Source organism: Mycoplasma sp. 394, from assembly GCF_054353895.1.
Map to the genome: position 1 here is coordinate 21,673 of NZ_JBTHHL010000004.1, position 24,832 is coordinate 46,504.

Here is a 24,832-nt window from a genome sequence, read left to right on the forward strand (position 1 = left end):
TTTTTTACTTAAATAATTATGAGAAAAGTTAATATTACACAATTAATTTTATTTATTTTGAAAGTTACTTTTGTAGGTTTTGGTGGAGGCAATGCCTTAATGCCTATTATTAAAAGAGAGGCAGTTGAAAAAAGAAACTGAATTACACTTGAAGAGTTTGAAAACATTGTCATTGTTACCAATTTATTGCCAGGCGCTTCTGTTATTCAAACACTTTCATATATATCAATTCATTTATTAGGTAAATGAAAAGGAACATTAATTACACTTATAGCAATTTTACCCCATGTTTTACTTGCTTTTGCTTTTTTAATTTTAGTTAATAAAATACCAATTCAGTATGTAAGAATCCTATCAGTAGGTGTTTTAATAGCAATTATTGCATTTTTGTTGGAATTTGCAATTAGATTTATTAAACAAGCAAATAAAGCAATTTTTATGCCTTTATGACTTACTATTTTTATCTTTGCATTTTCATATAGTTTTTTTGTTCCGGCACCATATAACATTCCGGTAGTAGCAATTTTTTTAGTTTTATTAATATATTCAATAATTTTTTTGATTTTATGAAAAAAGAAAAAACAAATTAAATTAGGAAGAAAATAATGATTTTGGCTTTTTTAGTTGCTCTACTTTTTTTGATTTTAATTTCCTTATCAGTATTTGGTGGAGGACAAGTTTTTATGCCAATCTTTCGTTGATTATGAATGTTTTTGGCACAAAACTTTGGTGCAAATATTAATGATGACCATATTAATACAATATTCACTGTTGCAAATTCTACCCCTGGCGTAGTTTCAACAAAATTCGCTTTTTTTACAGGTTATATAATAGCAAACGGACAATGATGGGGTTATTTAGCAATGTTTTTAACATACCTTATTTTTTGCTTACCTGCAATTATTATTATGGTGTTAGCAATGAAATATATTAATAAGTTCAAAACTAATACATTTGTAAAAAATATGTTAATTATTATGCGTCCAATTGTTGCTGGAATTATTTTATCTCTCGCATTACAGTTATTTTTAGCTATCTTTGTCCCTGAAGTGTCATTTAATAAATCGCTGGCTAAATATGCGATAGAAAAAAAAGAAGTGTTTTTTGTTGGATATCGAAATATATTATTAAAAATATATGTCCCGATAGGAATTTTGTTTTCATATTATCTTGCTAGGAAAAAGTTTTCATTATTTTTAATTATTGTTATAAATATAGCTATTTCATTTTTTTTGTTTGCAATTCCTTTTTCAGGCAGTTAAAAAACTTTTATCCCTAAAATATAGGCATTTTTTTGAAAAAGTATTATAATATACCTATATTTTATTTAACAAGGAGAATAAATGACAAAAAAAGATTTCTTATTGGAAGTTGCTGATAGATTAGAGACATCACCAAAAGATGTTGAAAAAGTACTTGATGCAATGGTTTTTGTTCTTAAAGAACAATTAATTGCAGAAGACACAGTTAGATTATCACACTTAGGTATTTTCTCTACAGTGGTTAAAAAACAACGTACAATAGTAAACAGATTTACAAAAGAAGAGCAAGTTGTTCCACAAAAACGTGTGATTAAATATAAACCTTCTAAATATTTAAGAGATTTAGTCGATTTAAAAGCTTAGTCATCCAGTATATTTAAAATACATGGAAATTCTAAAGAAAGTTCTTTGGAATTTTTTATTACATCATCTAATTTAATTGAATGTATACCCTCTTTAAATAATTTACATAAATACCTTGTGTAAATTTTAAAAAAACGATTTACATGTGAAAAAAATATAACAACAAAAGCTATCCCTCCATTTGAATTGATATTATTTAAATAATCTATTTGATGTTCTTTAAGGTTTGCTAAATCAAAGCGATCTTCGTTACAACTTTTTGCTTCAAAACACACAAAAATACCTTTATAGCAGCCGATGTAATCAACAGTACTTTTTTTGTAAATATTTGAATCTCTTACTACTAATTTCTTACCTTCCTTAGTTATTGTTTTTAATGTAACATCCAATCCTTTCTTTTCAATATAAGCAATTTTATGTCTTCAATAATAATCTATCGTTTTATTCAAAACTGATTCCAAAAACATTCCACGATTTTTATTCATATTTTATTTATAATTAAAATACATTAATGAACTAGAACAGAACATAAAATAAACTTATTTATAAAAATAATTTAAAAATACTGTAAAATACTTTAAAGGAGTTAAATGAAGAGAAAACTTATTATTGGTAATTGAAAAATGAATAAAACTTATTCAGAATCCAAGGAATTTTTTGAGAAATTTGGTGATTGATATTTTTCTAACAATGAATTAATACCAAAAAACATTGAATTTGGTATCGCTGTACCTGCTGCTAATTTATGTTCATTTGTTGTTAATACAGTTGAAAAATTTCGCTTAGCAGCACAGGATTGTTCACAATATGAATCAGGTGCTTATACAGGTGATACATCTGCGAGTATGCTTATTGATTTAGATGTATCGTATGTTATTTTAGGACATTCAGAAAGACGTAAATATCATTTTGAAACAGATGAGTTAGTAAATGTAAAAGCAAAACAAGTTATTTCATACCATTTAAAACCAATTATTTGTGTTGGTGAAACATTTGAGCAATATCAGGCAGGACAAACCAAAGAAGTTATTAAAAAGCAACTTGAAGTTTCTTTAAAAGATTTAGATTTGAAAAAAGTAGTTATCGCATATGAACCAATTTGAGCTATCGGTACCGGAAAGGTTGCAACACCTGAAATAGCACAAGATATTTGTAAATATATCCACGAAATCACATCAAAAGATGTGGTAGTGCAATATGGTGGAAGTGTTACACCAAGTAATATAGCAGAATTATCAAAACAACCTGATATCAATGGATTTTTAGTTGGTGGTGCTTCATTAGAACTTAAAAGTTTTATTGATTTATTAAAAAATACTAAATAAGATTGGCATAATAAGTTATGCCTTTTTTATTGTAATATCATTAAAAAAATAAAAATTAACTTTGTTTTGTTATAATAGATATACTATTTTAAAATTAAGAATTTATATTGAATAAACATAGGAGACAAATGGAAAAAGTAAATATTTTTGCTTTAGGTGGGCAAGATGAAAACGGTAAAAATTGTTATGTTTTAGACTACAACGATGATTTATATGTTGTAAATGCAGGTGTAAAAATACCAATTAACTCTAATAATGGTGTTGATACACTAATTCCTGATTTTACTTTTTTAGAAAAACATCGCAAAAAAATTCAAGGTATTTTTATTACAGATATTCGTAATGAAAGTTTTTCAGCACTTCCATGACTTTTAATGAAAATACCAGGATTAAAAATTTATACATCTTTTATAAATAAACAAATTATCCAAGAACGCCTTAATAAATACAATATTAAAAATGATTCGTATAAATTAATTGCTCTATCAGACCGTAAGAAAATTGGAAACATACTTATGCAACCTATCGGACTACCAGGAAGCGCTCCAGGTAACTTAGGTTTTGATTTTATTACACCAAATGGTGATTATGTGTTTATGTTTAATTATATTGAAGGTGATTTAGGAATTTTTGGTAGAACTTGATTTTTACATTTACCAAAACTTTTTAATAAACGTAAAATTAATGCATTGGTTACTGATGCAGGTAAAGATAAGGGTGGTGGTAGAGCAATTGAAAAATTATATCTACCTGATAGTGTAGAAAAAACATTTAGATTTGCAAAACCAAATACTAAAATAATAGTAGGTGGTTATAGTGAAGATATGGTATCGATGCAGCAGATTATAGAACTTGCTAATAAATATAATCGTCCAGTAATACCTTATGGAAAAGCATACGCAGATTTGTTATTTTTAATGAAGCAAATTCAAGCAAAAATAAGTCCAGATTTTAAGTTCCCCGAAATAATTGATTACAAACAAATTAGTAAGCATCCAAATGCTGTTGTGCTTGTAACTGGTGCTATTGAACGTTTATATACCCGTTTTATAAGAATTCTTAATAACGAAGATGTATATTTAAAAATAGATTCAAATGATAGTGTAATTATGATTGCTCCTCCAGTTAACGGTCTTGAATCGCTTGCAGCTGTAACATTAGATGAAATTGCAAAAAGGACATCAAATTTAGTTGATATTTCTGAAAAAGAATATTTTTATTGTCGTCCGAGTAAAGAAGATGTATTTAATTTGGTTAAGAATCTTAAGCCCACTGTTTTACTACCTGCTCAAGGGTTGTATCGTTATTTAGTAGATTTAGTTACATACATAAAAGAAGATAAAAATTTAGCAAGAGAAGTTAATCCGATTGTTTTATTAAACGGAAAAGTTGCACATTTTGCATATGGAAAATTAATTTCACATAATGGTAAAATTAAAGATGTTGGAGATACCATTATAGATGGTTTTGGTGTTGGGGATATTTCATCAGAAGTTTTAGCAGAACGTGAAGTTTTAGGACGTGAAGGTGTAATTATTATAAATTCGCTTTATTCAGCAAAAACCAAGAAAATTATTGGACAATTACATATCAATTATGTAGGTGTTATCGATGTGCAAGAGCAACCAAGAATAAATGATTTGATTAAAGATACAATTATTGAAATTATTAATACCAAAACTTTTACTACAATGCGAGAATTCAATGAAAAAATCAGAAAAACAGTAAGAAAAAGAATCTTTAAAATAACCGATAAAGATCCAATGATCGCTTTTTCACTAACAACTATATAATATGAAAAAAAGTAAATTATTTAATTCGCTAGGTTTAAAATTCATTGAATTTTTACCTAGCAACCATATTACTTTAGAAAAAAAACTCAAAATTTGAAAGTTGATTTTAATTTTGAGTTTTTACCTTATAAGTTTGTTTTTTTGTGCTTTATATGTATCAAAAATTTTACCTAATTGACTGCAATGAACATATTTATATACATATGGGCTTTTATTTGGAAATAGCATCTTTTTTGCATTATTTTTTGGATTTTTAGCGATATTAGTATGAATTTTTACTTTATTTACTAAAAAGAAAGCTATCAGTTGAGTATCCCGTGTAAATAAAATAGATTTTGTTGCATATAAAAATTGAATGTTGAAAATTTTACTATTTCTCTTTTTGTTTTTTGTTATCTTAACTCATTTAATCCTGCATTATATATACAATCATGATGTAGAATTTAACACAAAGCTTCCTGCACATATTTTTAAAAACGGTTGATATGCAAAATTTATGACATCGAAACAAAAAGTAACTATTGAAGATATTTCAATTTATAATAATGTTGGGGTTGTTTTTGATACACTTATTAATTTGTTTTATTTACCTACATTATCAAGTTTATTATTAATTTTATTATTAATAGGTATAGTCGTTTTTTTGTGTTTATATATCCTTGATATCAAGTTAATTATCAAGAAAAATAAGTGAAATATTCAGCAATATAAGAAATTTATAAATTCGCATAAAAGTTTTTATTTATCAACTTCTCATTTTGAAAAATATCTTGATTTTTTATTTAAAGCAGCAAAATTTTATGATATAGATTACAAAAAAATATCTTTTAAATTACTAGAAAAGAGTATACTTTCCAAAGTTGATGAGCAAATAGTGAATCAACTGCTTAAAAATGCTGTTGAAACTTCAATAATTCAACAACAACAAAATGAAGATTTCTTAGATGAACTAGATAAATTAGATTTTAATTAAAGGAGTTATTATGTTTGACAAATTATTATGAGATGATGCTAAAAAACTTATTGAAAGCAAGCAAAAAGATGATTTAACATTCTTGATTTTTACAACAGGTTGATGTGGAGACTGTAAAATGATGAAACCTACCTTAGATCGTATCGCAAAAAAATATGAAAAAACTAAGGTACAATTCATTCATGTGGATGCTGAAGAAGCAAAATTATTTAGAAACCCAGATACAGAATGAAAAGTGCTAAAGGTTCCTACAATGATTTTACTAAACGGTACTGAAATAGTTGAAAAAGCATTTGAATATGTCCCCGAAGAAGTGCTTTCAGAGTGAATAGAAAACAGAATTTCATAGTTGATACACCAACATCCGTTGTTAGAAAAAATACAGGATTTTTGATTTCTGTATTTTTATTTTTGCTTTATAATTGAAAAGCAACTATAACATTGATCTATAAGGTTGCTTAATCGTCATTGTTGTTGAGGACGGTTGAGGTTTTTATAGGGAGTTATGTTCAAAAATCGAACAAGGAGACAACATTTAATGAGTAAATTAAACATCAAAGTTAAAGGGTTTGACCATGCATTAGTTGATTTAGCAGCAAAGAAATTATTTTTGTTAGCTAAAGAAGAAAAAGCTGATGTTAGTGGTCCAATTCCGCTTCCAACTAAAAGAGATGAAGTTACTATTTTAAGATCTGTTCACATCAACAAAACTAGTCGTGAACAATTTGAAAGTAGAACACACCAAAGATTAGTTGTAATCAAGAACCCTTCAGCACAACTAACCGATAAAATTAATCGTTTAGATTTACCTGCTGGTGTGCTTTTACAAGTAAAAGTTCAAAAATAATTTAATTAAGGAGATCAAATGAAAGGAATCTTAGGACGTAAAGTTGGTATGACTCAAATCTTTACTGAAACAGGTGCTAGTGTACCAGTTACAGTAGTGGAAGTTCAACCAAATGTTGTGTCTAAGGTGCTTACTGTTGAAAAAGACGGTTATGTAGCGACTCAATTAGCAGTTTTTGATAAAAAGTCAAGTCGTAGCAACAAACCACTTACAGGACACTTTAAAAATGCAAACACAACACCTAAGCGCTTCGTAAAAGAAGTTCGTAATATGTCAGGTTATGAACTTGGACAAACAATCACAGCTGACATTTTTAAGTCAGGTGAATTAGTAGATGTAACCGGTATCTCAAAAGGTAAAGGTTTTGCAGGAACTATTAAACGTCACAACCAAGCTATTGGGCCTAAATCTCACGGTGGTGGTGGTGGTTCACAACCAGTAAGACAAACAGGTTCACTTGGAGATATTTCAGGTAACAGAGTTTTTAAAGGTATGACAATGCCAGGTCATTTAGGACATGCAAAAACAACAGTGCAAAACTTAGAAGTTATTAAAGTTGATACTGATAATAATATTTTATTAGTAAAAGGTTCAATTCCGGGACCTAAAAAATCATTTGTTATGATTCGTAAAGCAGTAAAAGGATTACCAGATCATAAAGAAGTTAAATTAGTTAATGTAGCAGAAGTGCAATTAATGAATGAATTAATTGAACATGCTAAAAAATACAATATTGAAGTTTCTGTGGGTATGACATCTGTGCAACTTAAGGCATTGATTGATGAAGCAGAGGCTAAGGAAGGAGAAGAATAGTTATGGCTGAAACTAAAAGCAAAAAAACTGAAAACACAAAACCTGTAACTAAAAAAACTCCAGATGCAAAAGTAGCAAATAAGCCTGCTTCTAAATCAACTTCAAAGAAAACAAATTCAGATGCTAAAAAAACAAATATAAATAAAGAAGTTAAATCTACCAATGAAACATCAAAGCAAACAAAAACAACTTCCAAATCTGCTCCTAAGTCAGCAAAGATTTCTGTTGTAAAAGAAACTGTTGTTAAAAAAGACTTTTATGCACAATTACCAAAATCACTTTTTGGTTCTGAAAAAATTTACACCCAAGCAGTTTTTGATACCATTTTATCTGAAAGAGCATCAAGAAGACAGGGCACACACCAAGTTAAAAACCGTGCTCAAGTAAGCGGAAGTGGTAAAAAACCATGAAGACAAAAAGGGACAGGAAGAGCTCGTCATAGTTCAACCAGATCACCAATTTGAGTAGGTGGTGGTAGAGCATTTGGACCACAAGCAAACAAAAACTATTCACTTAAAGTTAATAAGAAAGTTAAATTTGCAGCATTTGTTTCTGCACTAACCTTATTAGCAAATGATAAAGCAGTTATTATTAACGATTTATCATTAGATGCAATCAAAACTAAAGCATTAGTTGCAAAATTAAAGGAATTAGAAGTAGATCACTTAAAACGTATATTAATCGTTACTGAAAGTCCTATTGTATATAAATCTGCTGCGAACTTGCAAAATGTTTCAACATCAAAAGCAAACTCTTTATCAGTTGAACAATTAATTGGAGCAGATGTATTAATTGTTTCAAACGAAAGTCTTAAATTGCTAGAAAGTAGAGTTAAATAATGGAATTAACTAAAGTTATTAAAGCACCTATTCTTTCAGAAAAAACAGATATTTTAAGAACAAAAAACAATATATATGTTTTTAAGGTTGATTATGCTGCAAATAAATACCAAATAAAAGAAGCAATTGAAACAATTTTTCAAGTAGAAGTTGAAAGTGTAAATACAATAAAAGTTAATAAAAAAGCAAAGAATGTAGGACGTTATCATGGTTTCACTAATCGTTATAAGAAAGCAATGGTTACCTTAAAAGATGGACAAACCATGAACTACTTGCCTAACGAAAGTGAATTAAAAGCAGATGATAATTCACAACAAAAAGTAGAAGAAAAAGCAGCAAAGGCTAAAAAATCAGCCGATGTTGAAGCAAAAGTAGCACAAAAATTAGCTGCTAAAAAAACAGTAGCAACTAAAACTGCTTCAGTTGCTAAGAAAACTACCACAAAACGTAAAATCGGTGGTGAATAATCTTCTTATAATTAATGAATGGGAATGATATTCATTAATTTATTAAGTTTACAGAGCGGAAATTACTGCTTAAAAGAAAGATCCGCAACTATTTTTAAGCAAGGAGACAAAATAAATGGCATTAAAACATTATAAGCCAACTACCAATGGTCGTAGAAATATGTCTTCATTAGATTTTAAAACAAATCTTTCAGGTCATGAACCAGAAAAATCATTGTTGGTAAATTTAAAAAACCATGCTGGTCGTAACAATCAAGGGAAGATCACTGTTAGACATCGTGGAGGACGTGTCAAAAGATTCTACAGAATCATTGATTTTAAACGTAACAAAGATAATATCCCTGCTATCGTTAAAACAATCGAATACGATCCAAACAGATCAGCAAATATTTGTTTGTTAGCATATGCAGACGGAGAAAAAAGATATATTTTAGCACCTAAAGGGATTGTTTTAGGTCAAAAAGTTCTCTCAGGAGAAAATGTTGATATTGTAGTAGGGAATGCACTACCATTAGCATTTATCCCAGAGGGTACATTCGTGCATAACATTGAAATGCAACCAGGAGGGGGAGGTATTATTGCTCGTAGTGCAGGTACTTCTGCACAAATTCTTGGTAAGGATGATGATGGAAAATATGTAGTGTTAAAACTTAAATCAGGTGAAACACGTCGTATTTTAGCTCGTTGTCGTGCTACCGTTGGTGTAGTAGGTAACGAAGAACACTTACTTGTTAATGTTGGTAAAGCTGGAATCAATAGACATAAAGGAATTAGACCTACCGTACGTGGTTCAGTAATGAACCCAGTAGACCACCCACATGGGGGAGGGGAAGGAAAACAACCAGTTGGTCGTAAAGCTCCACTTACTCCTTGAGGTAAAAAAGCACTTGGTGTGAAAACCAGAAAAACAAAGAAATCTTCAAATAAACTTATTTTAAGAAGAAGAAAGGATGCTAAATAATGTCACGTAGTTTGAAAAAAGGACCTTTTGCAGACGATCACTTACTTAAAAAAGTTGATGCAATCGTTGAAGGAAAAGCACCTAAAAAACCAATCAAGACATGATCAAGAAGATCAACAATTTTCCCTAGTTTCGTTGGATTAACATTTGCAGTTCATAACGGAAAATCATTTATCGAAGTATATGTAACCGATGATATGGTAGGACATAAACTTGGAGAATTCTCTCCAACTCGTACTTTTTCAGGTCACGGCGCAGATAAAGGTAAGAAGAAATAATGGCACAACAAGCTATAGCAAGTGTTAAACTTCAAAGAGTAAGTAGTTCAAAAGCAAAATTAGTGGCTAATTTATTTAGAGGAAAAGATGTTTCAATTGCTTTAGGGCTTTTAAGAAACACATCAAAAAAATCAGCACCAATTTTTATGAAGCTACTTAACTCAGCAATTGCAAATGCAACTAACAACCACGGAATGAATGCATCGAAATTATTTGTTAAAGAAGTTTATGTCAATGAAGGACCAACTCTTAAAAGATTTCAACCAAGAAGCCAAGGTCGTGCTTATTCAATTTTTAAACGCACATCAAACCTTAAAATTGTTTTAGAGGAGAGAAACTAATGGGACAAAAAGTTAATCCAAATGGGTTCCGTTATGGAATTACTAAGGCACACAATACAGTATGATTTGCTGAAAAAGCAAATTATGGTGATTATTTAGTTGAGGATGCTAAAATCTATAAGTTTTTCGATAAATTAGTGCGTCAATATCAAATTGGTAGAGTTCAAATTAAAAGAAATAAAGATAATAAAGTTACTGTATTCTTGCACACTGCAAAACCAGCAGCAGTTTTAGGTCAAGAAGGTAAAAACATCCAAGAACTTACATTAAAGGTTCAAAAATTCGTAAAAAACAAACACTTGAACCTTAGAATTCAAGTTGTTGAACTTAAAAAACCAGATTTAAATGCAAGATTATTAGCAGAAATGATTGCTACTAAGCTTGAAAATCGTGACAGTTTCCGTCAAGCACAAAAAATAGCAATGCGTGCTGCTTTAAAATCTGGAGCCAAAGGTGTTAAGACAATGGTATCAGGACGTTTAAATGGTGTTGATATGGCTCGTACAGAAGGTTATTCTGATGGAGAAATGCGTCTTCATACTTTAAGACAAAATGTTGACTATGCAACAGCAACTGCTCGCACTACTTATGGAGCAATTGGGGTTAAGGTTTGAATTTCACTTGGTGAAATTTTGGAAGGAGATGATAAATATGCTTCAACCAAAAAGAACTAAATATCGTAAACCATTTGTGGTTCAGCATGACAAACGTAAGGCAACCAAAGGAAACACAGTGAATTTTGGTGAATATGGTTTACAAGCAGTTACATCTGCATGAGTAACTGCACGTCAAATTGAGTCAGCTCGTATTGCTGCTACTCGTAGAATGGGTCGTGAAGGACAAGTTATTATTCGTATTTTCCCTCACTTTTCAAAAACTTCTAAACCAATTGGAGTTCGTATGGGTTCAGGAAAAGGAGCTCCTGAACTATGATATACAGCAGTTAAAATTAATACAATGATGTTTGAGGTAAGTGGAGTTTCTGAAGAAGTGGCTCGCGATGCCCTTCGTTTAGCTGGACATAAATTACCAGTTAAATGAAAAATTGTTAAAAAAGAAGGAGTACAATAATGCTTTTTAAAGATTTACAAAAGAAGTCAAAGCAAGAATTACAAGAATTAGTGCTTAAATTAAAAGCAGAATTATTCACTCTTAGATACCGTAATGTTACTGGTGATTTGAAAGAAACACACAAAATTAAAGTTTTAAGAACTGATATTGCAAAAGCACTCACAGCATTAAACCAAAAAAAGGATACAAAATAATATGGAACGAAATACTAGAAAAACATTAACAGGAACAGTTGTTTCGGCGGGGAAAGCTGCTAAAACCATTATTGTTGCTGTTGATACTTTTAAAAAGCACCCACTTTATGCAAAACGTTTTAAATCTACTAAAAGATTTGCAGTACATGATGAAAATCATCAAGCAGCATTAAATGATGTGGTAGTTATTATGGAAACTAGACCGCTTTCTAAAACTAAACACTTCAGATTGGTTTCAATTAAAGAGAAAGCCTTAGAAGGAAATAAATAATGCTAATTGAATTATCAAAAGCAAATGTTGCTGATAACTCAGGTGCAAAAGAAATCGGTGTAATTCGTATTTTAGGTGGGGCAAAGAAAAAAGTTGCTAATATCGGTGATATAATCGTGTGTTCTGTAAAAAAAGCTATTCCTACTGGAATGGTAAAGGAAGGTCAAGTTGTGAAAGCGGTTGTAGTTCGTTCAAGATACGGAATACACCGTAATAATGGTTCATATATTCGTTTTGATGATAATGCTGTAGTACTTTTAAAAGAAGATTTAACACCAAGAGGAACACGGGTATTTGGACCAGTTGCTCGTGAATTGCGTGACAAGTTTCCAAAAATAGTTTCATTAGCACCGGAAGTTTTATAAGGAGTTAATTTATGTCAAAAATTAAGTTCAAAAGAAATGATCCAGTTATAGTTATTGCTGGAAGCGAAAAAGGTAAAACTGGAACTATTGAAAAAGTATTACATTCACAAAACCGTGTTATCATCAAAGATGTTAATATTGTAACTAAACACAACAAACCTAGCCAAAAAAATCAAGACGGTTCAATTAAAGAGATGGCTGCTCCAATTCATGTATCAAATGTTGCTTATTTAGCAAAAAAAGCCACAAAATCACAACCAAACATTGCTTCAAAACTTGGATATAGAATTAATAAAGATGGTAAAAAAGTAAGATTTGTTAAAAAAACCAATAAGGATATTAATTAATTATGCTAAAAGATGTTTATGTTAAAAAAGCAGTTCCTACTTTAAAAGAAAAATACCAATACTCATCAATAATGCAAGTTCCAAGAATAGAAAAAATCGTATTGAATATGACTGCAGGTAAAGAGGTTTCAAACTCAAAAGCAATCGAAGAAGTTTTAAACGAATTAACCATTATTTCAGGACAAAAACCATTCCAAACTAAAGCTAAAAAGTCAAATGCTTCATGAAAGCTTCGTGAAGGGATGCCTATGGGTGGTAAAGTTACTTTACGCAGAGGTCGTATGTGAGACTTTTTAGAAAAATTAATTCATGTTGCGATGCCACGGATTCGCGATTTCCGTGGGGCAAATCCTAGAGCATTTGATGGAAGAGGAAACTTTGCTTTAGGGATTAAAGAGGAAATTATTTTCCCAGAAATTGAATTTGATAAAATTCGTCGCATTAAAGGACTTGATGTCCTAATCGTAACTACAGCAAACACAGATGCAGAAGCACGTAGTTTATTAGAATTACTAGGTATACCATTCGAGAAAAAAGGAGCTAAATAATGGCGAGAAAAGCATTAATTGTTAAAGCAAAACGTCATCCTAAATTCTCATCACGTGCTTATACACGTTGTGAATTATGTGGACGTCCACATGCGGTTTTAAGAAAATATAAAGTATGTCGTATCTGCTTTAGAACCTTAGCACATGAAGGTAAAATTCCAGGTATGAAGAAAGCGAGTTGATAATTATGTTTATAACAGATCCTATTTCAGATTTAGTGGTTCGTATTAAAAATGCCAACGCGCGTAGACATAAAACCGTTTCAATTCCTTTTTCTAAGAAAAAAGAAGCAATTGTAAAACTTTTTGAATCACAAGGATACATTGCTTCTTATGCAGTTGAAGGTGAAGGTATAGATAAGCAAATTGTAGTTACATTAAAATATAAAAAAGGACAATCAGCGATTGTTGGGATTAAAAGGGTTTCGAAACCTGGTTTACGTGTGTATGTTAAATCAGATGAAATTCCTTCTATTATTTCAGGTTATGGTACTGTAATTATTTCTACATCTAAAGGTTTAATGACTGGAAAAGAAGCAAGAAAGGAAAATGTAGGTGGTGAAATTATTGCCTACATTTGATAAGGTTTAGGATATGTCTCGTGTTGGAAATCGTGTTTTAACTATTCCTGCAGGGGTAACCTTTAAAATGGATGCTGATGTTGTTACTATCAGTGGTCCATTAGGAACTTTATCAAGAAAATTCAGTCCACTTATTTCAATTCATGTTGATGGGAATAAAGTATCAACCGTTCGTGCGAACGAAGAAAAAATTACTAAACAACTACACGGAACCACCAATGCACATATTGCAAATATGTTATTAGGAGTTTCAAAAGGATTTCAAAAAGATCTTGAAATTAAGGGTGTTGGATACAAAGCAGTTTTAACAGGAAATAAGCTAGATGTATCAGCTGGATACAGTCATATTGTTTCATTAACAGTTCCAGCAGATGTTAAAGTTGTAGTTAGTCCTAAACAAACCGAAGTTTCAGTTTTAGGTATTGACAAGCAAAGTGTTGGGCATTTTGCATCAGTAATTCGTGCAGTAAGAACCCCAAGTGTATATTCAGGTAAGGGGATTTCATATAAAGGTGAAAAAATTAGACGTAAGGAAGGGAAAACTGCTTCTAAATAGTAAGCAGCAAATATGGCGAAATTATCAAGAAATCAAGCACGTAAACTTAAGCATAATCGTGCCCGTCATTACATTGTTGGTAGTGCAAGCAAACCACGTTTAAATGTTTTTAAATCACACCAAAACTTATATGCGCAACTAATCGATGATTCAAAAAGAGTTACATTAGCATCAGCATCCACTTTATCTTTACCAGGATATGGTGGAAATATTACTGCTGCAAGTAAATTAGGTGATTTAATGGGAGAAAAAATCTTAAAACTTAATCTTTCAGAAGTTGTTTTTGATCGTGGTGGATATTTATATCACGGAAGAATCAAAGCATTTGCAGATGCAGTTAGAGCAAAAGGAGTTAAATTCTAGTTATGGAAAACCAAAAAGAAAATAAAGAACCTAAAAAAGATTATAAGGTTGTCAGACCAACAACCGGAACTAAGGAAGTTAGACCTCGCAGAAATATTAACCACAAGCCATCAAACTCATCAGAACAAAAACCAGTTCATACAAATGCAACTGACAGACCAAACCGTGGGTCAAAAACAGAAAACCGTTTTAAAAAACCAGCAAACCGTGACAATCGTCGCAATAAAGAAGTTTCTGAATACAGCGAAAAAGTAATCGATATTGCTCGTGTTACCAAAGTTGTTAAAGGTGGAAGAAGATTTAGTTTCTCTGCTTTTGTGGTAATAGGGAATAAAAAAGGTAGTGTAGGTTATGGACACGGAAAAGCTAATGAAGTTCCAGATGCCATTAAAAAAGCAATTAAAGATGCGAAAAACAACCTTATTTCAGTTCCTTTTGATTCAAAATCACCTACTATCCCACATGAAGTCTATGCTAAATTCTTAGCATCAAAGGTTATGCTAAAACCTGCCTCTAAAGGGAAAGGATTGATTGCTTCAGGTACAGTGCGTGCTGTCGCAGAATTAGCAGGTTATTCAGATATTGTTACTAAAACATATGGTTCTCGTTCAAAGACTAACACTGTTAAAGCAACCGTTAAAGCACTTAGACAACTTAGAACACCAGAACAAATAGCTGAAATCAGAAATAAAGATGTAAAGGACTTAAGATAATGTCAATTAAATTACATACTCTTAAAGCAACAGAAGGTTCAAGACCAAGCAAGCACCGTAAAGGTCGTGGACATGCTGCTGGTAAAGGAAAACAAGCTGGTAAAGGTCAATCAGGACAAAACAAGCGCAAAGGACATAGATTAGGATTTGAAGGGGGACAAACTCCGTGATTCCGTCGTTTAGGAAAACGCGGATTTACTAATGTAAACCATATTGAATACCAAATCATTAACCTTGATCAACTGCAAACACATTATGAAAATAACTCAGAAGTTACTATTGAATCATTATTTGAAAAAGGATTAGTAAAAAGAAATCTACCTATTAAACTCTTAGCGAAAGGAACATTAAGCAAAAACTTAACTGTAACTGTTAATAAAGCTTCGCAAGCAGCAAAAGAAGCTGTCAAAGCTAATGGTGGAAAAGTAGTTGAATTATAATAACATAAAACTAATACATTAAATGTATTAGTTTTTTTATTATCAAACTCTTGCATACAAAATAAAGCAAAATAAAAATAAAAAAATAAGTTATTAATACCATAAAAATAGTATAATAGGATAGCATACATTTTAAAGGAGTTTTATATGAAAGCAACAAAAGTTATTTTAGTTGGTGCCGGAGCAGTTGGTGCTTCATTCTTATATTCAGCAATTAATCAAGGATTAGCTGCTAAATATGGTATTATAGACAAATTCGATGGACCAAGAGACGGAAATGTTTTAGATTTAGAAGATGTTATTGTTCCATCAGTTCGTAAATTTGAAGTTTTTGCAGCAAGTTATACTGATGCAAAAGATGCAGATGTAGTAGTTATTACAGCAGGAAGACCACAAGTGCCAGGTGAAACTAGATTACAAATGGTTCAAGATAATGCTCTTATTATGAGAGATATCGCTAAACAAATTAAGGAAAGTGGATTCCAAGGAATTACTCTTATTGCATCAAATCCAGTTGATGTAATGACATATGTATATATGAAAGAAACAGGATTTGATCCTAAAAAAGTTATTGGATCAGGAACAATCCTTGATACTTCAAGACTGAAACAATTACTTTCAAAGAAAACAGGTGTTTCAACCAACAATATTGAAGCATTTGTGCTTGGAGAACATGGGGATTCATCACTTGTAAACTTCTCAACATTTAAAATTGCCGGATTACCTTTCTCAGAATTTGAAGCAAAAACAGGAATTAATGCTTCAAACTACATCGAAGAACTTGAAAAACCTGTTTATACCAAAGCGTATAAAATTATTGAAAGAAAAAGAGCAACTTATTATGGAATAGGTGCTTGTTTAGCACAAATTCTTAGATACATCCAAGAAGATGCAAATGCTGTATTACCACTAGGAGTATTATTAAATGGAGAATACGAAACTAGTGATGTTGTAATAGGGGTTCCAGCAGTTGTTGGAAGTCAAGGAATTAAGCAAATTGTGCAAATTAAATTAAACGATAAAGAAAAAGAAAAATTTGCTAGATCAGTAGGAATTATTAAAGCTGCAATTAAGTCAGTAATGTAATAACACATATATACAGGTGAGTAAATCACCTGTTTTTTTATAATCTTAGGAATAAAAGGAAGAAAAAACGAAGTAAAAAACTTCGTTATATTATTTTATTTAGCTAAGAAATTAATAAACTTAATAAACTCTTTTGCTAATTTTGTAGAATCTTTATGTTTGTTTTCTTTAATGATTAAATAAAGAATTAGTAGTGAAGCATATTTATCTCTTTGATCAATTGGATAATCAACTAATAAATCCTTAAATTCATTTAGTTGTTTTTCTAATTCATCTTTATCTTTTGGTAAGATTTCAGCCATATGTCTACTTGCATATGCTTTCTTTTCTTGTTCTAATGCAGTCTTTTCAAATTCCTTTTGAATATCTTCTTCGGTTGATTTTACAAGATGGAAGTATTCTTTCTTTTTAATTCCATATTGCTTTAAATTCTTATCAAAATCTTCTTGTAGTTTTTTAATAGCATCTTCTAATAAATTTGGGTGGACAACAGGGTTAGCAATTTCTAACATTTCATTTATGATATCTTTTTCAAAATTATGAATCGATGTTATAAAATGTTCTTTTAATTTTTTGTTGAATACTAAATCTAGATATTGATCTTTTGTTTGAACATTTTCACCCAAATTGTATCCTTTAACAATTTCATCTGTTATTTCTTTTTGCACTAAGCGAGTAATAGAATTAATTTTAACTTCAAAAATTGCTTCTTTGTTTTGGTATTCTTTTACGAAGTATGAACCAGGAAATGTTACTTTTATATCACCTTTTCATCCTGTTGTTTTACCAACTAATTGGTCTTCAAATCCAGGTATAAAAGTATTTGATCCTAATACTAAATCAACACCTTCTGCTTCACCACCTTCGAAAGGTTCATCATCAATAAATCCTTTAAAATCAATATTTACTGTATCAGTAAGTTTTGACTTTACTTTTGGATCACTAACTACTTCTTTAATAGCTGTTTCTTTATAAAACTCTTCAATAATTTGTTTCTTATCTTTTTCACCTGATTTAGGAAGTTTAATTTTTGCTTTTAAATTCTTTAAATCTACTTTTGAAAAATCAGGTCACATAGGAAAATGATAAGAAATCTCTAAACTACCATCTTTTTGAGGGTTAACATCTAGTGAATATTTTGAAAGTGCTTTAATTTTTTTGTCATCTAAGTATTTTACAACATCGTTGAAACTTGAGTGAAGAAATGAATCAACAGTTTTTCGTGAAATAGCATTTGTGTCTAAATATGCTTCTAATTTCTCGCGCGGTGCTTTTCCAGGACGGTAACCAGGAACCTTTACCTTTTTTAAAGCTTCATTAAAATAAAAGTCATTTTTCTTTTTTACTTCATCAGTAGGAATTAAAACCTTAATTGTATATTCAGCTAATTCTTTATGCTCTTGGTGTTTAATCATTTGTTCTCCTTACATAATATATTATTATATTTTACCTTATTTTCTGTGATTTTAAAACTATATCTTTATTAATTATGAATTCAAACAAAAAAATAAAAAAATATTTGGTATTTTAAAAAAAATCTGTATTATATTACCAGTAGCCATAGCAAGTGGGATCACCTGATACCATTCCGAACTCAGTAGTTAAGCCACTTTACGCCGACGATAGCCTAACGGTCAAAATAGGAAGCTGCTTTTTTATATCGATTTTTCAATATTTATATAAGGCAGTTCCAGATTATCAATTTTAATTGTTTTATAATAATTAATATTTATATTTGAAAAAGTGTATAGTTTCGTTTTTTTATCTAAAAAATCATAATAAACAAAAACTCATGTATCAGGATTTTTATCATATATATAATCAAATAACTTTGGCAATATAGAAAAATTACCATCGTTTATTTTTTTTAATAATTTTATAGAATTTTTTGAATTAGCTTTTATATTATTGCTTTGTATCAGGATATTTAGATAAATATATTCATTATTTATTTTAATTTGTGGGATAAAAATATTTTTTTCATTTAAATTTAAATTTAATGGTAATCCAGATTCTTTCAGTTTTATTAGTGTGTTATAAGTAATAATTGTTTCTATATCATCAAAAGGTAGATTTCCATTTTTAGCTTGCTTTAAGCTCTCACCAAATAAAGAATAAACAAATCTAAATTGATAAGCTAGCTCATTAAAAGCGATTATAGTTTTTTTGTCATTAAAAATATTCATAAATTAATTATACTAAATCATAATAATATTTTCATGAGATATTTTTTCATAGGATTTTCTAAAAAAGAAGAAATATGGAAATTTTGTGAAAATTTCAAATAACAAGGAAAGTAAAATATGTAAAATTTTCACATTTCTTTGCAAAAAAAAAAAAAAAAACATATAATAACTATTTATGTTATATTTCATTACTAATTTCGATATAACATACAATTTCACATTGATTATGAAATTGAGAAAGAAGGATAATATGAAATTTAAAAAGAAACTTTTAGCATACTTGTCAGCATCAGGGGTTACTTTAACAACTGTCGCTGCTGTTGCTGTTTCATGTGGTGCAGGTAAAACTCAAGCACCTGCAAAAGAACAAAAAATGACAGATCAATCAATTAATGTTACTGAATATGGTGTAGCACCTGCTAAAGCAGATATAAAAGTTATTTATTTAAAGCACCCTGCTGCTAGAAGTGAAAACTATATGTCAAAGGATGGTTCATTTGTCTTTGTTCTCCACGACCAACCACTTGTCGGAGTTAAAGGTGATTGAGTTGCTATTGCAGCAGAAGTTAAATCACTTGATGATAATAGTCTTGTAAAAGACGGAGACATTAAGGCAGCATATGCTAGTGTTGATGTAAATCAAGATCCACTTAAAGAAGGACAATATCCACTTTTATTTAAATGAGATAAAGATAATGATAATGCATTAATACCAAATAAATTTTATTCATTTGCTTTTTATAAAAAAGACGGAAGTGAAAAAATTCTTTTCTCTGTTGAAAATATGAATAAAAACCTTAATACATTTTCAACTACTCCAATAGATAAACCACAAAGACAAATAGACTATAGCAAAATAGCAGTTCCAACTGATTTATCAACCATCTCATCTGGACAACTTGAATGAATAAAAATGCATAATTTTTCACAATTTCAAGCGATTATGCAAGTATTAAAACCTTTGCCTGATAATTGAATTTTTGGACAACCAGGAAATGAATCGGATATCAAAGAAACCGAAAGTACATTACCACCAATAAAAAATCAACCAAAACCTATACCTGAAAAAGATTATAGTAGTGTTGCGATTCCTGCAAATGTTTCTGATATAACAACTAAACATTTAAATTGATTACAAAAACACGATGTTCAAAAATATTTAGCAATTAGAGATGCATTAGGATTAGGGGGGGGATTAAATAGTTGAATTTTCGGTTACCCACCAAGAGACCCAAGTAAAAAGCTGCCTGAAAATCTATCAACATTATCTCCTGAACAACTTGAACATATTAAGAAAACAAATTATAATTTATGAGTAACAATTATGAGAGGTAATGGTAAAGCAGATGCTGTTATAACATATAAAGGTGGAAAAAAAGACGAAAAGAAAGAAACAAAAGCAACTACAACTAGCTCTGCATCAGGATCATCGAGCACTACAACAACCCAAAAAACAAAGTAAAAAATATAAAATTATGCAACTATATACAAAATAAAGTTGCATAATTTTATTTACTAACAAGTTTATAATCATATTATTAATACTATACAATTTTAAGAACATATGATATATAGGTGGATAAATACAAATATAGCATTACCAAATCGCTGCAAAAAATACATTTTTTTGCTATAATATATTAAAAACTTTTATATATAAGAAACAAAATTGAGGTAAAAATGGCAAAGAGAAAAAAGACATTTTTTGAACGCTTAACCGAACTTAATGATTCGTATGAAGATAAGCAAAAACTTATCAAAACTAATCGCCACAAAAGAAATTGAATTAATTTTGGGATTTTAGGTTCGCTAGGGGTGATTATTATTGCTGCTATTGCTATACCGTTAGGTATAAGCGTTAACCGAATTGATTATGTGCAGGCACAAGCAAAAAATGCAGCGGCATTCAAATTCTTTAATACTAATGATAAATCAAAGATTACTACTGAAATGAATGTAGGTGATTTGGAAAATGCATTAGAAAGTAATAAAGAAGCAAATGATAAACAAATTGATGATATTTACCGTCAAGCAGTATTTTATTTTTATGATCAAGAGCAAAAAGCAGCTGATGAATATCGCCAAATTTATAATGCATCATTATTACCTGGTGAAAATCCTAAAGTAGCGAGTGATTTAAAATCATTAGCAATAATCCGTTCAGAAAAACGCAAAGCAATTAATGCAGAATTCGAAAGTACCCGTCAATCATTTCAACCCAATACTTATTTAGATGCTTGAAATAAAAAGTTGCAAACAGAGTATGGTAATTCTAAAAACATTGATGAAGCAGTCGAATATGCAACATTTAAGGAAGTTGAAACTGAAGCCAAACGTCGTTTTACAATTGAAACTAAAATTATTTCTGCAAGTGCATTAAACCGTAAGGCACAAAGAGATATCCCACATTTTGATGCAAACGGAAATAAATTGCAGGATTTGCTTTATAAACAAGGTGATAATGTAGTCCCATACTTAAAAGAAAATGTTACATACTTTCGACCCGATGCTAATTCAAGTTCTATTATTTTATTTACAACCAAATCATTTATTCAAGACAAAATTGATCCAAGTGCTTTAGTGGCAAAATATTTTGCAAAAAATGATATTCATATTACAACCTCAATTTTACTTCCAGGTGTAGCAAACAAAGATTTATTGCTCCCGTTTTCTTTTGATAAAGATGGTGCAAAGGATAAACTTATTAATATCTTAAGATATACCAGTGTAAAAACAGCAGATGGTAGTCCAATTCTTAAAGCAAATATAGATTACCTTAATAATTTTGTAGATATTCCTACTTTATATGGAATCAGTAAGTCAAATTCAGATGTTCCAAGTAAGCAGCAATTTCAATTTGCCTTAGATAACTTAACATTAACTAAATCAAACACATTAGCAACAAATGGTATAACATCGTTTTCTGATTTAGTTAACTTGGATGTAAATCAAGCACTAGCAACACAAACCCAAGGAATTTTTGAACAACAAGCTAATGCTAACAAAACATCTGTTGTATTACCTCAAATTGATTTATCAACTATTTACCAATTACCAAAAGGATTTAATCCACAACTTGAATCATTGATTCAATCTGATTTAGATAAAGCAAAAACAATTTCAGAATCAAAAGATAAAAGCAAAATTCAAGAATTTTCTGAGTTAGTAAATAATGTAAATACTAATATAAAACGACTAATAGATTCGCTAACAAGTGATCAATTTAGCATTTATATCAAAGATACTTTTAACAAAGCGTTCGCAGTAAATATCGATGACAGTAATAAACGTTTAGCGTTTGCATATAGCATCAAAAACAAACCTAATTTTTATCTTATCCCTACTGATAAAGGATTAATGTTATTTTCAGATTATAAAATTTCAAAAGATAACTATAACAATTTTATTAAAAGTGACTTATTAAACTTATTATCAGGCAATAACACAAATTTACATATTACAGATAAATTAAGTGCAAGTATTTCAAAAGAAGATTTTTTACTTAATGCACTTTCTGATCCAAAATTTGTTGCAACAGTATTAAATACAAAGAACCCAAATTCATTAACTAACACTGATTATACACAAAGTGATATCACAAATGTAGAATCAAGGATAAAGGTGATAGATAATGGAATTCATTTATCAAAAGATTTAGATGATATCTCAAAAATTAATCAATGAATCAATGATACATATAATAAAAATAATTCATTAAATATTGTTTATCAAGATGGTCAACTAAAAGTCGGTTACTTTGATTTAAATACCAAAAAATATACCTACAGCGACAAATCTGCTTTTGATGTCATCGGAGCAGTTGTAGCAAATGAACTTAATAAAGGAGATAAATAATGTTAAAACGCTTTAAGTATTTTGCTTTATCTTCTTTAATTAGCATCTTACCAATTGCCACTGTAGCATGTGGAACCAAAGTTAATACTCCTGAAAAAACTAAACAAGAATTATCTTTTGAAAAAAAAGATGCAATCAAAAAAGAAATCGAAAAAACTTGATTGTTAGGAGTAGTAAGCAAATACTATAATCTCGATTTAAATAATAAAAATCAAACCCAAATTAATGAAACACTTTTGCAATCGCAAAGTTTTGCAACTGATGCATATAATGCATATTTAGCATATTTAGCATTTGAATCACAAAAGGATAATGATTTTTATAATAAAGAACTTGCTAAATTACAAAAATTAGGATTATTCAATCAAAATGATTTAAACTTATTACAACCACAAAATATTACCAATAATCATCCGAATATGGATCAATTTAAATTATTATTTAAAATAGATGAATCAGATGTTAGATATAATGTTTTAAAAAATTTATTGGTTGCTACTTATTTTAAAATCAATAAAAAAGAAGAATTAGAAAAGATTAATAAAAGTGACTATGATGCAAATAAAGATAATTTTGACTTAAATAACTTTTTATTAATAGATTATTTAGTCAAAAACCAGTTTGTGCAACTTTGACAATACAAAAGTTCTAATGCAGATGATATTTTTACCCTACAAACTCGTCAAATTTCAAGTATCAATGATTATAATAATTTAGCAAAAACAAGTTATACAACTAACAAAAATGCTTCTGACGACTTATTATTTTTTGATGCTAGTCAACAAAAGCAACTTGCTTCATATGTAGGTATTTTAAAAAATGATAATAAATTTAGATTCTTAGTCGGAAAAGATGGAGCTACATCAAATATTGAGATTTTAAAAAACATCGCAAATTATAGCGATTTAAGTGGATTTTATGATCCTGTAAACTCTCGTCTAGTTTCAGTCGATGCTAATGGTAATTTATCGCAAGCAATTAATATTTCTTCTGATGATAAAAATATTCAAGTATCATTTTTCAACTGAGTTTTACCGATTGGTAAAACAATTGAAATAGACAATCCAGATAAAGACAAGCAAGGACAACCAGCAAAAATTACTAAAAAAATTATTAGTTTCGATGCTACTCCTTTTAAAGACAAAATTATTAAATTATCCGTTTTATTAAACCTTTCTGATTCTGCTTTATATGATCAAGTTGTCAAAGCATTCTTAGATTTAGGTTACCGTGTTTCTGTAGGTATAGATGATGCAAAATTAAAAGATTCAGCAAAGGATTCTAAGTTCCTTGGCTAGTATCTTTACCCAAATTATTAATCGTCAAATACCAGCAGAAATTCTTTATGAAGATGAAAAAGTAATTGCAATATATGATATTAAACCGTTTCAACCTGGACATTTTTTAGTTATTCCGAAAACCCCAGAAGCAAACATTTTAGAAAACAACGATGCAGACTTTATTTATGCAATGTTAAAAGCTCGTGAGTTGGCTGCTAAATATATCAAAGAACACAATAAAAGTGGTTTTAAATTATTAGTTAATACTGGTGCTTCAGCAGGTCAGATGGTATTTCATACTCATATTCATATCATTCCTTTTGATTAAACACAAGCAATTGTGTTTTTTTTATTTTGCTTTAATGATTTTTTTGGTATACTACTTTCTATGAAAAAAGGAACACAACAAATTATTATGACATATATTAATAGACGTTGCAATATTATTAACGTTTAATTTTGTCATAATCTGTTGTTGTTAGTTTAACAGATTACGACATAGTAGTAATCTGTGAGCTAAACTATAGAGGAGCTTTTAACAAGAGTAATTAACCTTGCAGGCATGCTAAAAAGTTAATGAAAGGGTATAAAAGCCGAAACCTAACTTATGGCAGTAAGTTAAGTTGGTAGAAAAGCATAAAAGATTTCTACTCTTTGGTTGAACCATTGGTGCTATAGATTTACATTTCTTATTTTAGATAGTATGATATTAAAT

General features: G+C 29.6%; 34 protein-coding genes, 1 rRNA gene, 1 pseudogene and 1 riboswitch. Of the genes and pseudogenes, 33 read left to right on the plus strand and 3 right to left on the minus strand.

What is annotated here, in order from left to right:
- Window positions 1-18 precede the first annotated feature (18 nt).
- The 3 genes from ACXYRQ_RS01915 to ACXYRQ_RS01925 all read left to right on the plus strand — a co-directional run bounded on the left by ACXYRQ_RS01915 (window position 19) and on the right by ACXYRQ_RS01925 (window position 1,625).
- Window positions 19-606 (plus strand): chromate transporter, encoded by a 588-nt coding sequence (locus ACXYRQ_RS01915; protein ID WP_458614655.1) that lies wholly within the window; start codon window positions 19-21, stop codon window positions 604-606.
- Complete coding sequence (locus ACXYRQ_RS01920) at window positions 606-1,262, plus strand: chromate transporter (protein ID WP_458614656.1); 657 nt, start codon at window positions 606-608, stop codon at window positions 1,260-1,262. The genes ACXYRQ_RS01915 and ACXYRQ_RS01920 overlap by 1 nt, the downstream gene beginning before the upstream one ends.
- A gap of 81 nt (window positions 1,263-1,343) precedes the next feature.
- Window positions 1,344-1,625: an HU family DNA-binding protein gene (locus tag ACXYRQ_RS01925; protein WP_435130097.1), complete on the plus strand. Its 282-nt coding sequence runs from the start codon at window positions 1,344-1,346 to the stop codon at window positions 1,623-1,625.
- Here ACXYRQ_RS01925 and recU read toward each other — a convergent pair.
- On the minus strand, window positions 1,622-2,110 hold the full coding sequence (gene recU / locus ACXYRQ_RS01930; protein ID WP_458607679.1) for a Holliday junction resolvase RecU: 489 nt from the start codon (window positions 2,108-2,110) through the stop codon (window positions 1,622-1,624). The two genes, ACXYRQ_RS01925 and recU, sit on opposite strands and share 4 nt — an antisense overlap.
- A gap of 105 nt (window positions 2,111-2,215) precedes the next feature.
- Between recU and tpiA the strand changes: the two genes are divergently transcribed.
- The 25 genes and pseudogenes from tpiA to ACXYRQ_RS02055 all read left to right on the plus strand — a co-directional run bounded on the left by tpiA (window position 2,216) and on the right by ACXYRQ_RS02055 (window position 16,796).
- Window positions 2,216-2,950 (plus strand): triose-phosphate isomerase, encoded by a 735-nt coding sequence (tpiA, locus tag ACXYRQ_RS01935; RefSeq protein ID WP_458614657.1) that lies wholly within the window; start codon window positions 2,216-2,218, stop codon window positions 2,948-2,950.
- A 128-nt stretch (window positions 2,951-3,078) separates the two neighbouring features.
- Window positions 3,079-4,743 carry a ribonuclease J gene (locus tag ACXYRQ_RS01940; RefSeq protein ID WP_458614658.1) on the plus strand — a complete coding sequence of 555 codons (1,665 nt, stop codon included), beginning with the start codon at window positions 3,079-3,081 and terminating at the stop codon, window positions 4,741-4,743.
- Between the two features lies 1 nt (window position 4,744).
- Complete coding sequence (locus ACXYRQ_RS01945; protein ID WP_458614659.1) at window positions 4,745-5,716, plus strand: hypothetical protein; 972 nt, start codon at window positions 4,745-4,747, stop codon at window positions 5,714-5,716.
- Window positions 5,717-5,726: 10 nt separating this feature from the next.
- Window positions 5,727-6,065 carry a thioredoxin family protein gene (locus ACXYRQ_RS01950; protein WP_435130113.1) on the plus strand — a complete coding sequence of 113 codons (339 nt, stop codon included), beginning with the start codon at window positions 5,727-5,729 and terminating at the stop codon, window positions 6,063-6,065.
- A gap of 189 nt (window positions 6,066-6,254) precedes the next feature.
- Window positions 6,255-6,563 (plus strand): 30S ribosomal protein S10, encoded by a 309-nt coding sequence (gene rpsJ / locus ACXYRQ_RS01955; protein ID WP_458614291.1) that lies wholly within the window; start codon window positions 6,255-6,257, stop codon window positions 6,561-6,563.
- An 18-nt stretch (window positions 6,564-6,581) separates the two neighbouring features.
- Window positions 6,582-7,241 (plus strand): annotated as a pseudogene (gene rplC / locus ACXYRQ_RS01960) (50S ribosomal protein L3); the annotation flags it as partial.
- 137 nt (window positions 7,242-7,378) lie between these two features.
- Window positions 7,379-8,215 (plus strand): 50S ribosomal protein L4, encoded by an 837-nt coding sequence (gene rplD / locus ACXYRQ_RS01965; protein WP_458614660.1) that lies wholly within the window; start codon window positions 7,379-7,381, stop codon window positions 8,213-8,215.
- Complete coding sequence (rplW, locus tag ACXYRQ_RS01970) at window positions 8,215-8,682, plus strand: 50S ribosomal protein L23 (RefSeq protein ID WP_435130122.1); 468 nt, start codon at window positions 8,215-8,217, stop codon at window positions 8,680-8,682. Before rplD ends, rplW begins: the two co-directional genes overlap by 1 nt.
- Window positions 8,683-8,797: 115 nt before the next feature.
- Complete coding sequence (gene rplB / locus ACXYRQ_RS01975; protein WP_435130125.1) at window positions 8,798-9,643, plus strand: 50S ribosomal protein L2; 846 nt, start codon at window positions 8,798-8,800, stop codon at window positions 9,641-9,643.
- Complete coding sequence (gene rpsS / locus ACXYRQ_RS01980) at window positions 9,643-9,921, plus strand: 30S ribosomal protein S19 (protein ID WP_435130128.1); 279 nt, start codon at window positions 9,643-9,645, stop codon at window positions 9,919-9,921. Before rplB ends, rpsS begins: the two co-directional genes overlap by 1 nt.
- On the plus strand, window positions 9,921-10,262 hold the full coding sequence (rplV, locus tag ACXYRQ_RS01985; RefSeq protein WP_458597225.1) for a 50S ribosomal protein L22: 342 nt from the start codon (window positions 9,921-9,923) through the stop codon (window positions 10,260-10,262). The genes rpsS and rplV overlap by 1 nt, the downstream gene beginning before the upstream one ends.
- Entirely contained in the window at window positions 10,262-10,936 is a 675-nt protein-coding gene (gene rpsC, locus ACXYRQ_RS01990) for a 30S ribosomal protein S3 (RefSeq protein ID WP_458597226.1), read from the plus strand. Before rplV ends, rpsC begins: the two co-directional genes overlap by 1 nt.
- Window positions 10,914-11,333, plus strand: coding sequence for a 50S ribosomal protein L16 (gene rplP / locus ACXYRQ_RS01995; protein WP_435130137.1), 420 nt, complete (start codon window positions 10,914-10,916; stop codon window positions 11,331-11,333). The genes rpsC and rplP overlap by 23 nt, the downstream gene beginning before the upstream one ends.
- Complete coding sequence (gene rpmC, locus ACXYRQ_RS02000) at window positions 11,333-11,527, plus strand: 50S ribosomal protein L29 (RefSeq protein WP_458597227.1); 195 nt, start codon at window positions 11,333-11,335, stop codon at window positions 11,525-11,527. The genes rplP and rpmC overlap by 1 nt, the downstream gene beginning before the upstream one ends.
- A gap of 1 nt (window position 11,528) precedes the next feature.
- Window positions 11,529-11,798 (plus strand): 30S ribosomal protein S17, encoded by a 270-nt coding sequence (gene rpsQ / locus ACXYRQ_RS02005; protein WP_435130142.1) that lies wholly within the window; start codon window positions 11,529-11,531, stop codon window positions 11,796-11,798.
- Window positions 11,798-12,163 carry a 50S ribosomal protein L14 gene (rplN, locus tag ACXYRQ_RS02010; RefSeq protein WP_435130145.1) on the plus strand — a complete coding sequence of 122 codons (366 nt, stop codon included), beginning with the start codon at window positions 11,798-11,800 and terminating at the stop codon, window positions 12,161-12,163. Before rpsQ ends, rplN begins: the two co-directional genes overlap by 1 nt.
- 11 nt (window positions 12,164-12,174) lie before the next feature.
- Window positions 12,175-12,510, plus strand: a complete 336-nt coding sequence (gene rplX, locus ACXYRQ_RS02015) for a 50S ribosomal protein L24 (protein WP_435130147.1) — start codon at window positions 12,175-12,177, stop codon at window positions 12,508-12,510.
- Between the two features lie 2 nt (window positions 12,511-12,512).
- Window positions 12,513-13,058, plus strand: a complete 546-nt coding sequence (gene rplE, locus ACXYRQ_RS02020; RefSeq protein WP_458614662.1) for a 50S ribosomal protein L5 — start codon at window positions 12,513-12,515, stop codon at window positions 13,056-13,058.
- Window positions 13,058-13,243, plus strand: a complete 186-nt coding sequence (locus ACXYRQ_RS02025) for a type Z 30S ribosomal protein S14 (RefSeq protein WP_435130152.1) — start codon at window positions 13,058-13,060, stop codon at window positions 13,241-13,243. The genes rplE and ACXYRQ_RS02025 overlap by 1 nt, the downstream gene beginning before the upstream one ends.
- A 2-nt stretch (window positions 13,244-13,245) precedes the next feature.
- Complete coding sequence (gene rpsH / locus ACXYRQ_RS02030; RefSeq protein ID WP_435130154.1) at window positions 13,246-13,641, plus strand: 30S ribosomal protein S8; 396 nt, start codon at window positions 13,246-13,248, stop codon at window positions 13,639-13,641.
- Window positions 13,642-13,651: 10 nt separating this feature from the next.
- Window positions 13,652-14,194 (plus strand): 50S ribosomal protein L6, encoded by a 543-nt coding sequence (gene rplF / locus ACXYRQ_RS02035; RefSeq protein ID WP_435130157.1) that lies wholly within the window; start codon window positions 13,652-13,654, stop codon window positions 14,192-14,194.
- A 12-nt stretch (window positions 14,195-14,206) separates the two neighbouring features.
- Window positions 14,207-14,557: a 50S ribosomal protein L18 gene (gene rplR / locus ACXYRQ_RS02040; protein WP_458614289.1), complete on the plus strand. Its 351-nt coding sequence runs from the start codon at window positions 14,207-14,209 to the stop codon at window positions 14,555-14,557.
- Between the two features lie 2 nt (window positions 14,558-14,559).
- Window positions 14,560-15,270, plus strand: a complete 711-nt coding sequence (gene rpsE / locus ACXYRQ_RS02045) for a 30S ribosomal protein S5 (protein WP_458597230.1) — start codon at window positions 14,560-14,562, stop codon at window positions 15,268-15,270.
- On the plus strand, window positions 15,270-15,710 hold the full coding sequence (gene rplO / locus ACXYRQ_RS02050) for a 50S ribosomal protein L15 (protein ID WP_458607691.1): 441 nt from the start codon (window positions 15,270-15,272) through the stop codon (window positions 15,708-15,710). Before rpsE ends, rplO begins: the two co-directional genes overlap by 1 nt.
- Before the next feature lie 147 nt (window positions 15,711-15,857).
- A complete protein-coding gene (locus tag ACXYRQ_RS02055) occupies window positions 15,858-16,796 on the plus strand; it encodes an L-lactate dehydrogenase (protein WP_458597232.1) in 939 nt (312 codons plus the stop codon).
- Between the two features lie 95 nt (window positions 16,797-16,891).
- On the opposite strand, the gene tig is transcribed toward ACXYRQ_RS02055, so the two are convergent.
- Window positions 16,892-18,211 carry a trigger factor gene (tig, locus tag ACXYRQ_RS02060; RefSeq protein ID WP_458597233.1) on the minus strand — a complete coding sequence of 440 codons (1,320 nt, stop codon included), beginning with the start codon at window positions 18,209-18,211 and terminating at the stop codon, window positions 16,892-16,894.
- A 135-nt stretch (window positions 18,212-18,346) separates the two neighbouring features.
- Here tig and rrf point away from each other — a divergent pair.
- Window positions 18,347-18,452, plus strand: a 5S ribosomal RNA gene (gene rrf / locus ACXYRQ_RS02065).
- Here the strand turns inward: rrf and ACXYRQ_RS02070 are convergent.
- Window positions 18,452-18,982 (minus strand): hypothetical protein, encoded by a 531-nt coding sequence (locus ACXYRQ_RS02070; protein ID WP_458614663.1) that lies wholly within the window; start codon window positions 18,980-18,982, stop codon window positions 18,452-18,454. The two genes, rrf and ACXYRQ_RS02070, sit on opposite strands and share 1 nt — an antisense overlap.
- A 250-nt stretch (window positions 18,983-19,232) precedes the next feature.
- Here ACXYRQ_RS02070 and ACXYRQ_RS02075 point away from each other — a divergent pair, with 250 nt between their 5' ends.
- From ACXYRQ_RS02075 to hinT, 4 genes are all read left to right on the plus strand, one after another.
- A complete protein-coding gene (locus ACXYRQ_RS02075) occupies window positions 19,233-20,444 on the plus strand; it encodes a hypothetical protein (RefSeq protein WP_458614664.1) in 1,212 nt (403 codons plus the stop codon).
- Between the two features lie 218 nt (window positions 20,445-20,662).
- Window positions 20,663-22,837 (plus strand): HinT-interacting membrane complex protein P80, encoded by a 2,175-nt coding sequence (locus tag ACXYRQ_RS02080; protein WP_458614665.1) that lies wholly within the window; start codon window positions 20,663-20,665, stop codon window positions 22,835-22,837.
- On the plus strand, window positions 22,837-24,135 hold the full coding sequence (locus tag ACXYRQ_RS02085) for a HinT-interacting membrane complex lipoprotein P60 (RefSeq protein ID WP_458614666.1): 1,299 nt from the start codon (window positions 22,837-22,839) through the stop codon (window positions 24,133-24,135). Before ACXYRQ_RS02080 ends, ACXYRQ_RS02085 begins: the two co-directional genes overlap by 1 nt.
- Window positions 24,128-24,445, plus strand: a complete 318-nt coding sequence (gene hinT / locus ACXYRQ_RS02090) for a histidine triad protein HinT (protein WP_435130186.1) — start codon at window positions 24,128-24,130, stop codon at window positions 24,443-24,445. Before ACXYRQ_RS02085 ends, hinT begins: the two co-directional genes overlap by 8 nt.
- 188 nt (window positions 24,446-24,633) lie before the next feature.
- Window positions 24,634-24,800, plus strand: a riboswitch (Lysine riboswitch).
- The last annotated feature ends 32 nt before the right edge of the window (window positions 24,801-24,832 follow it).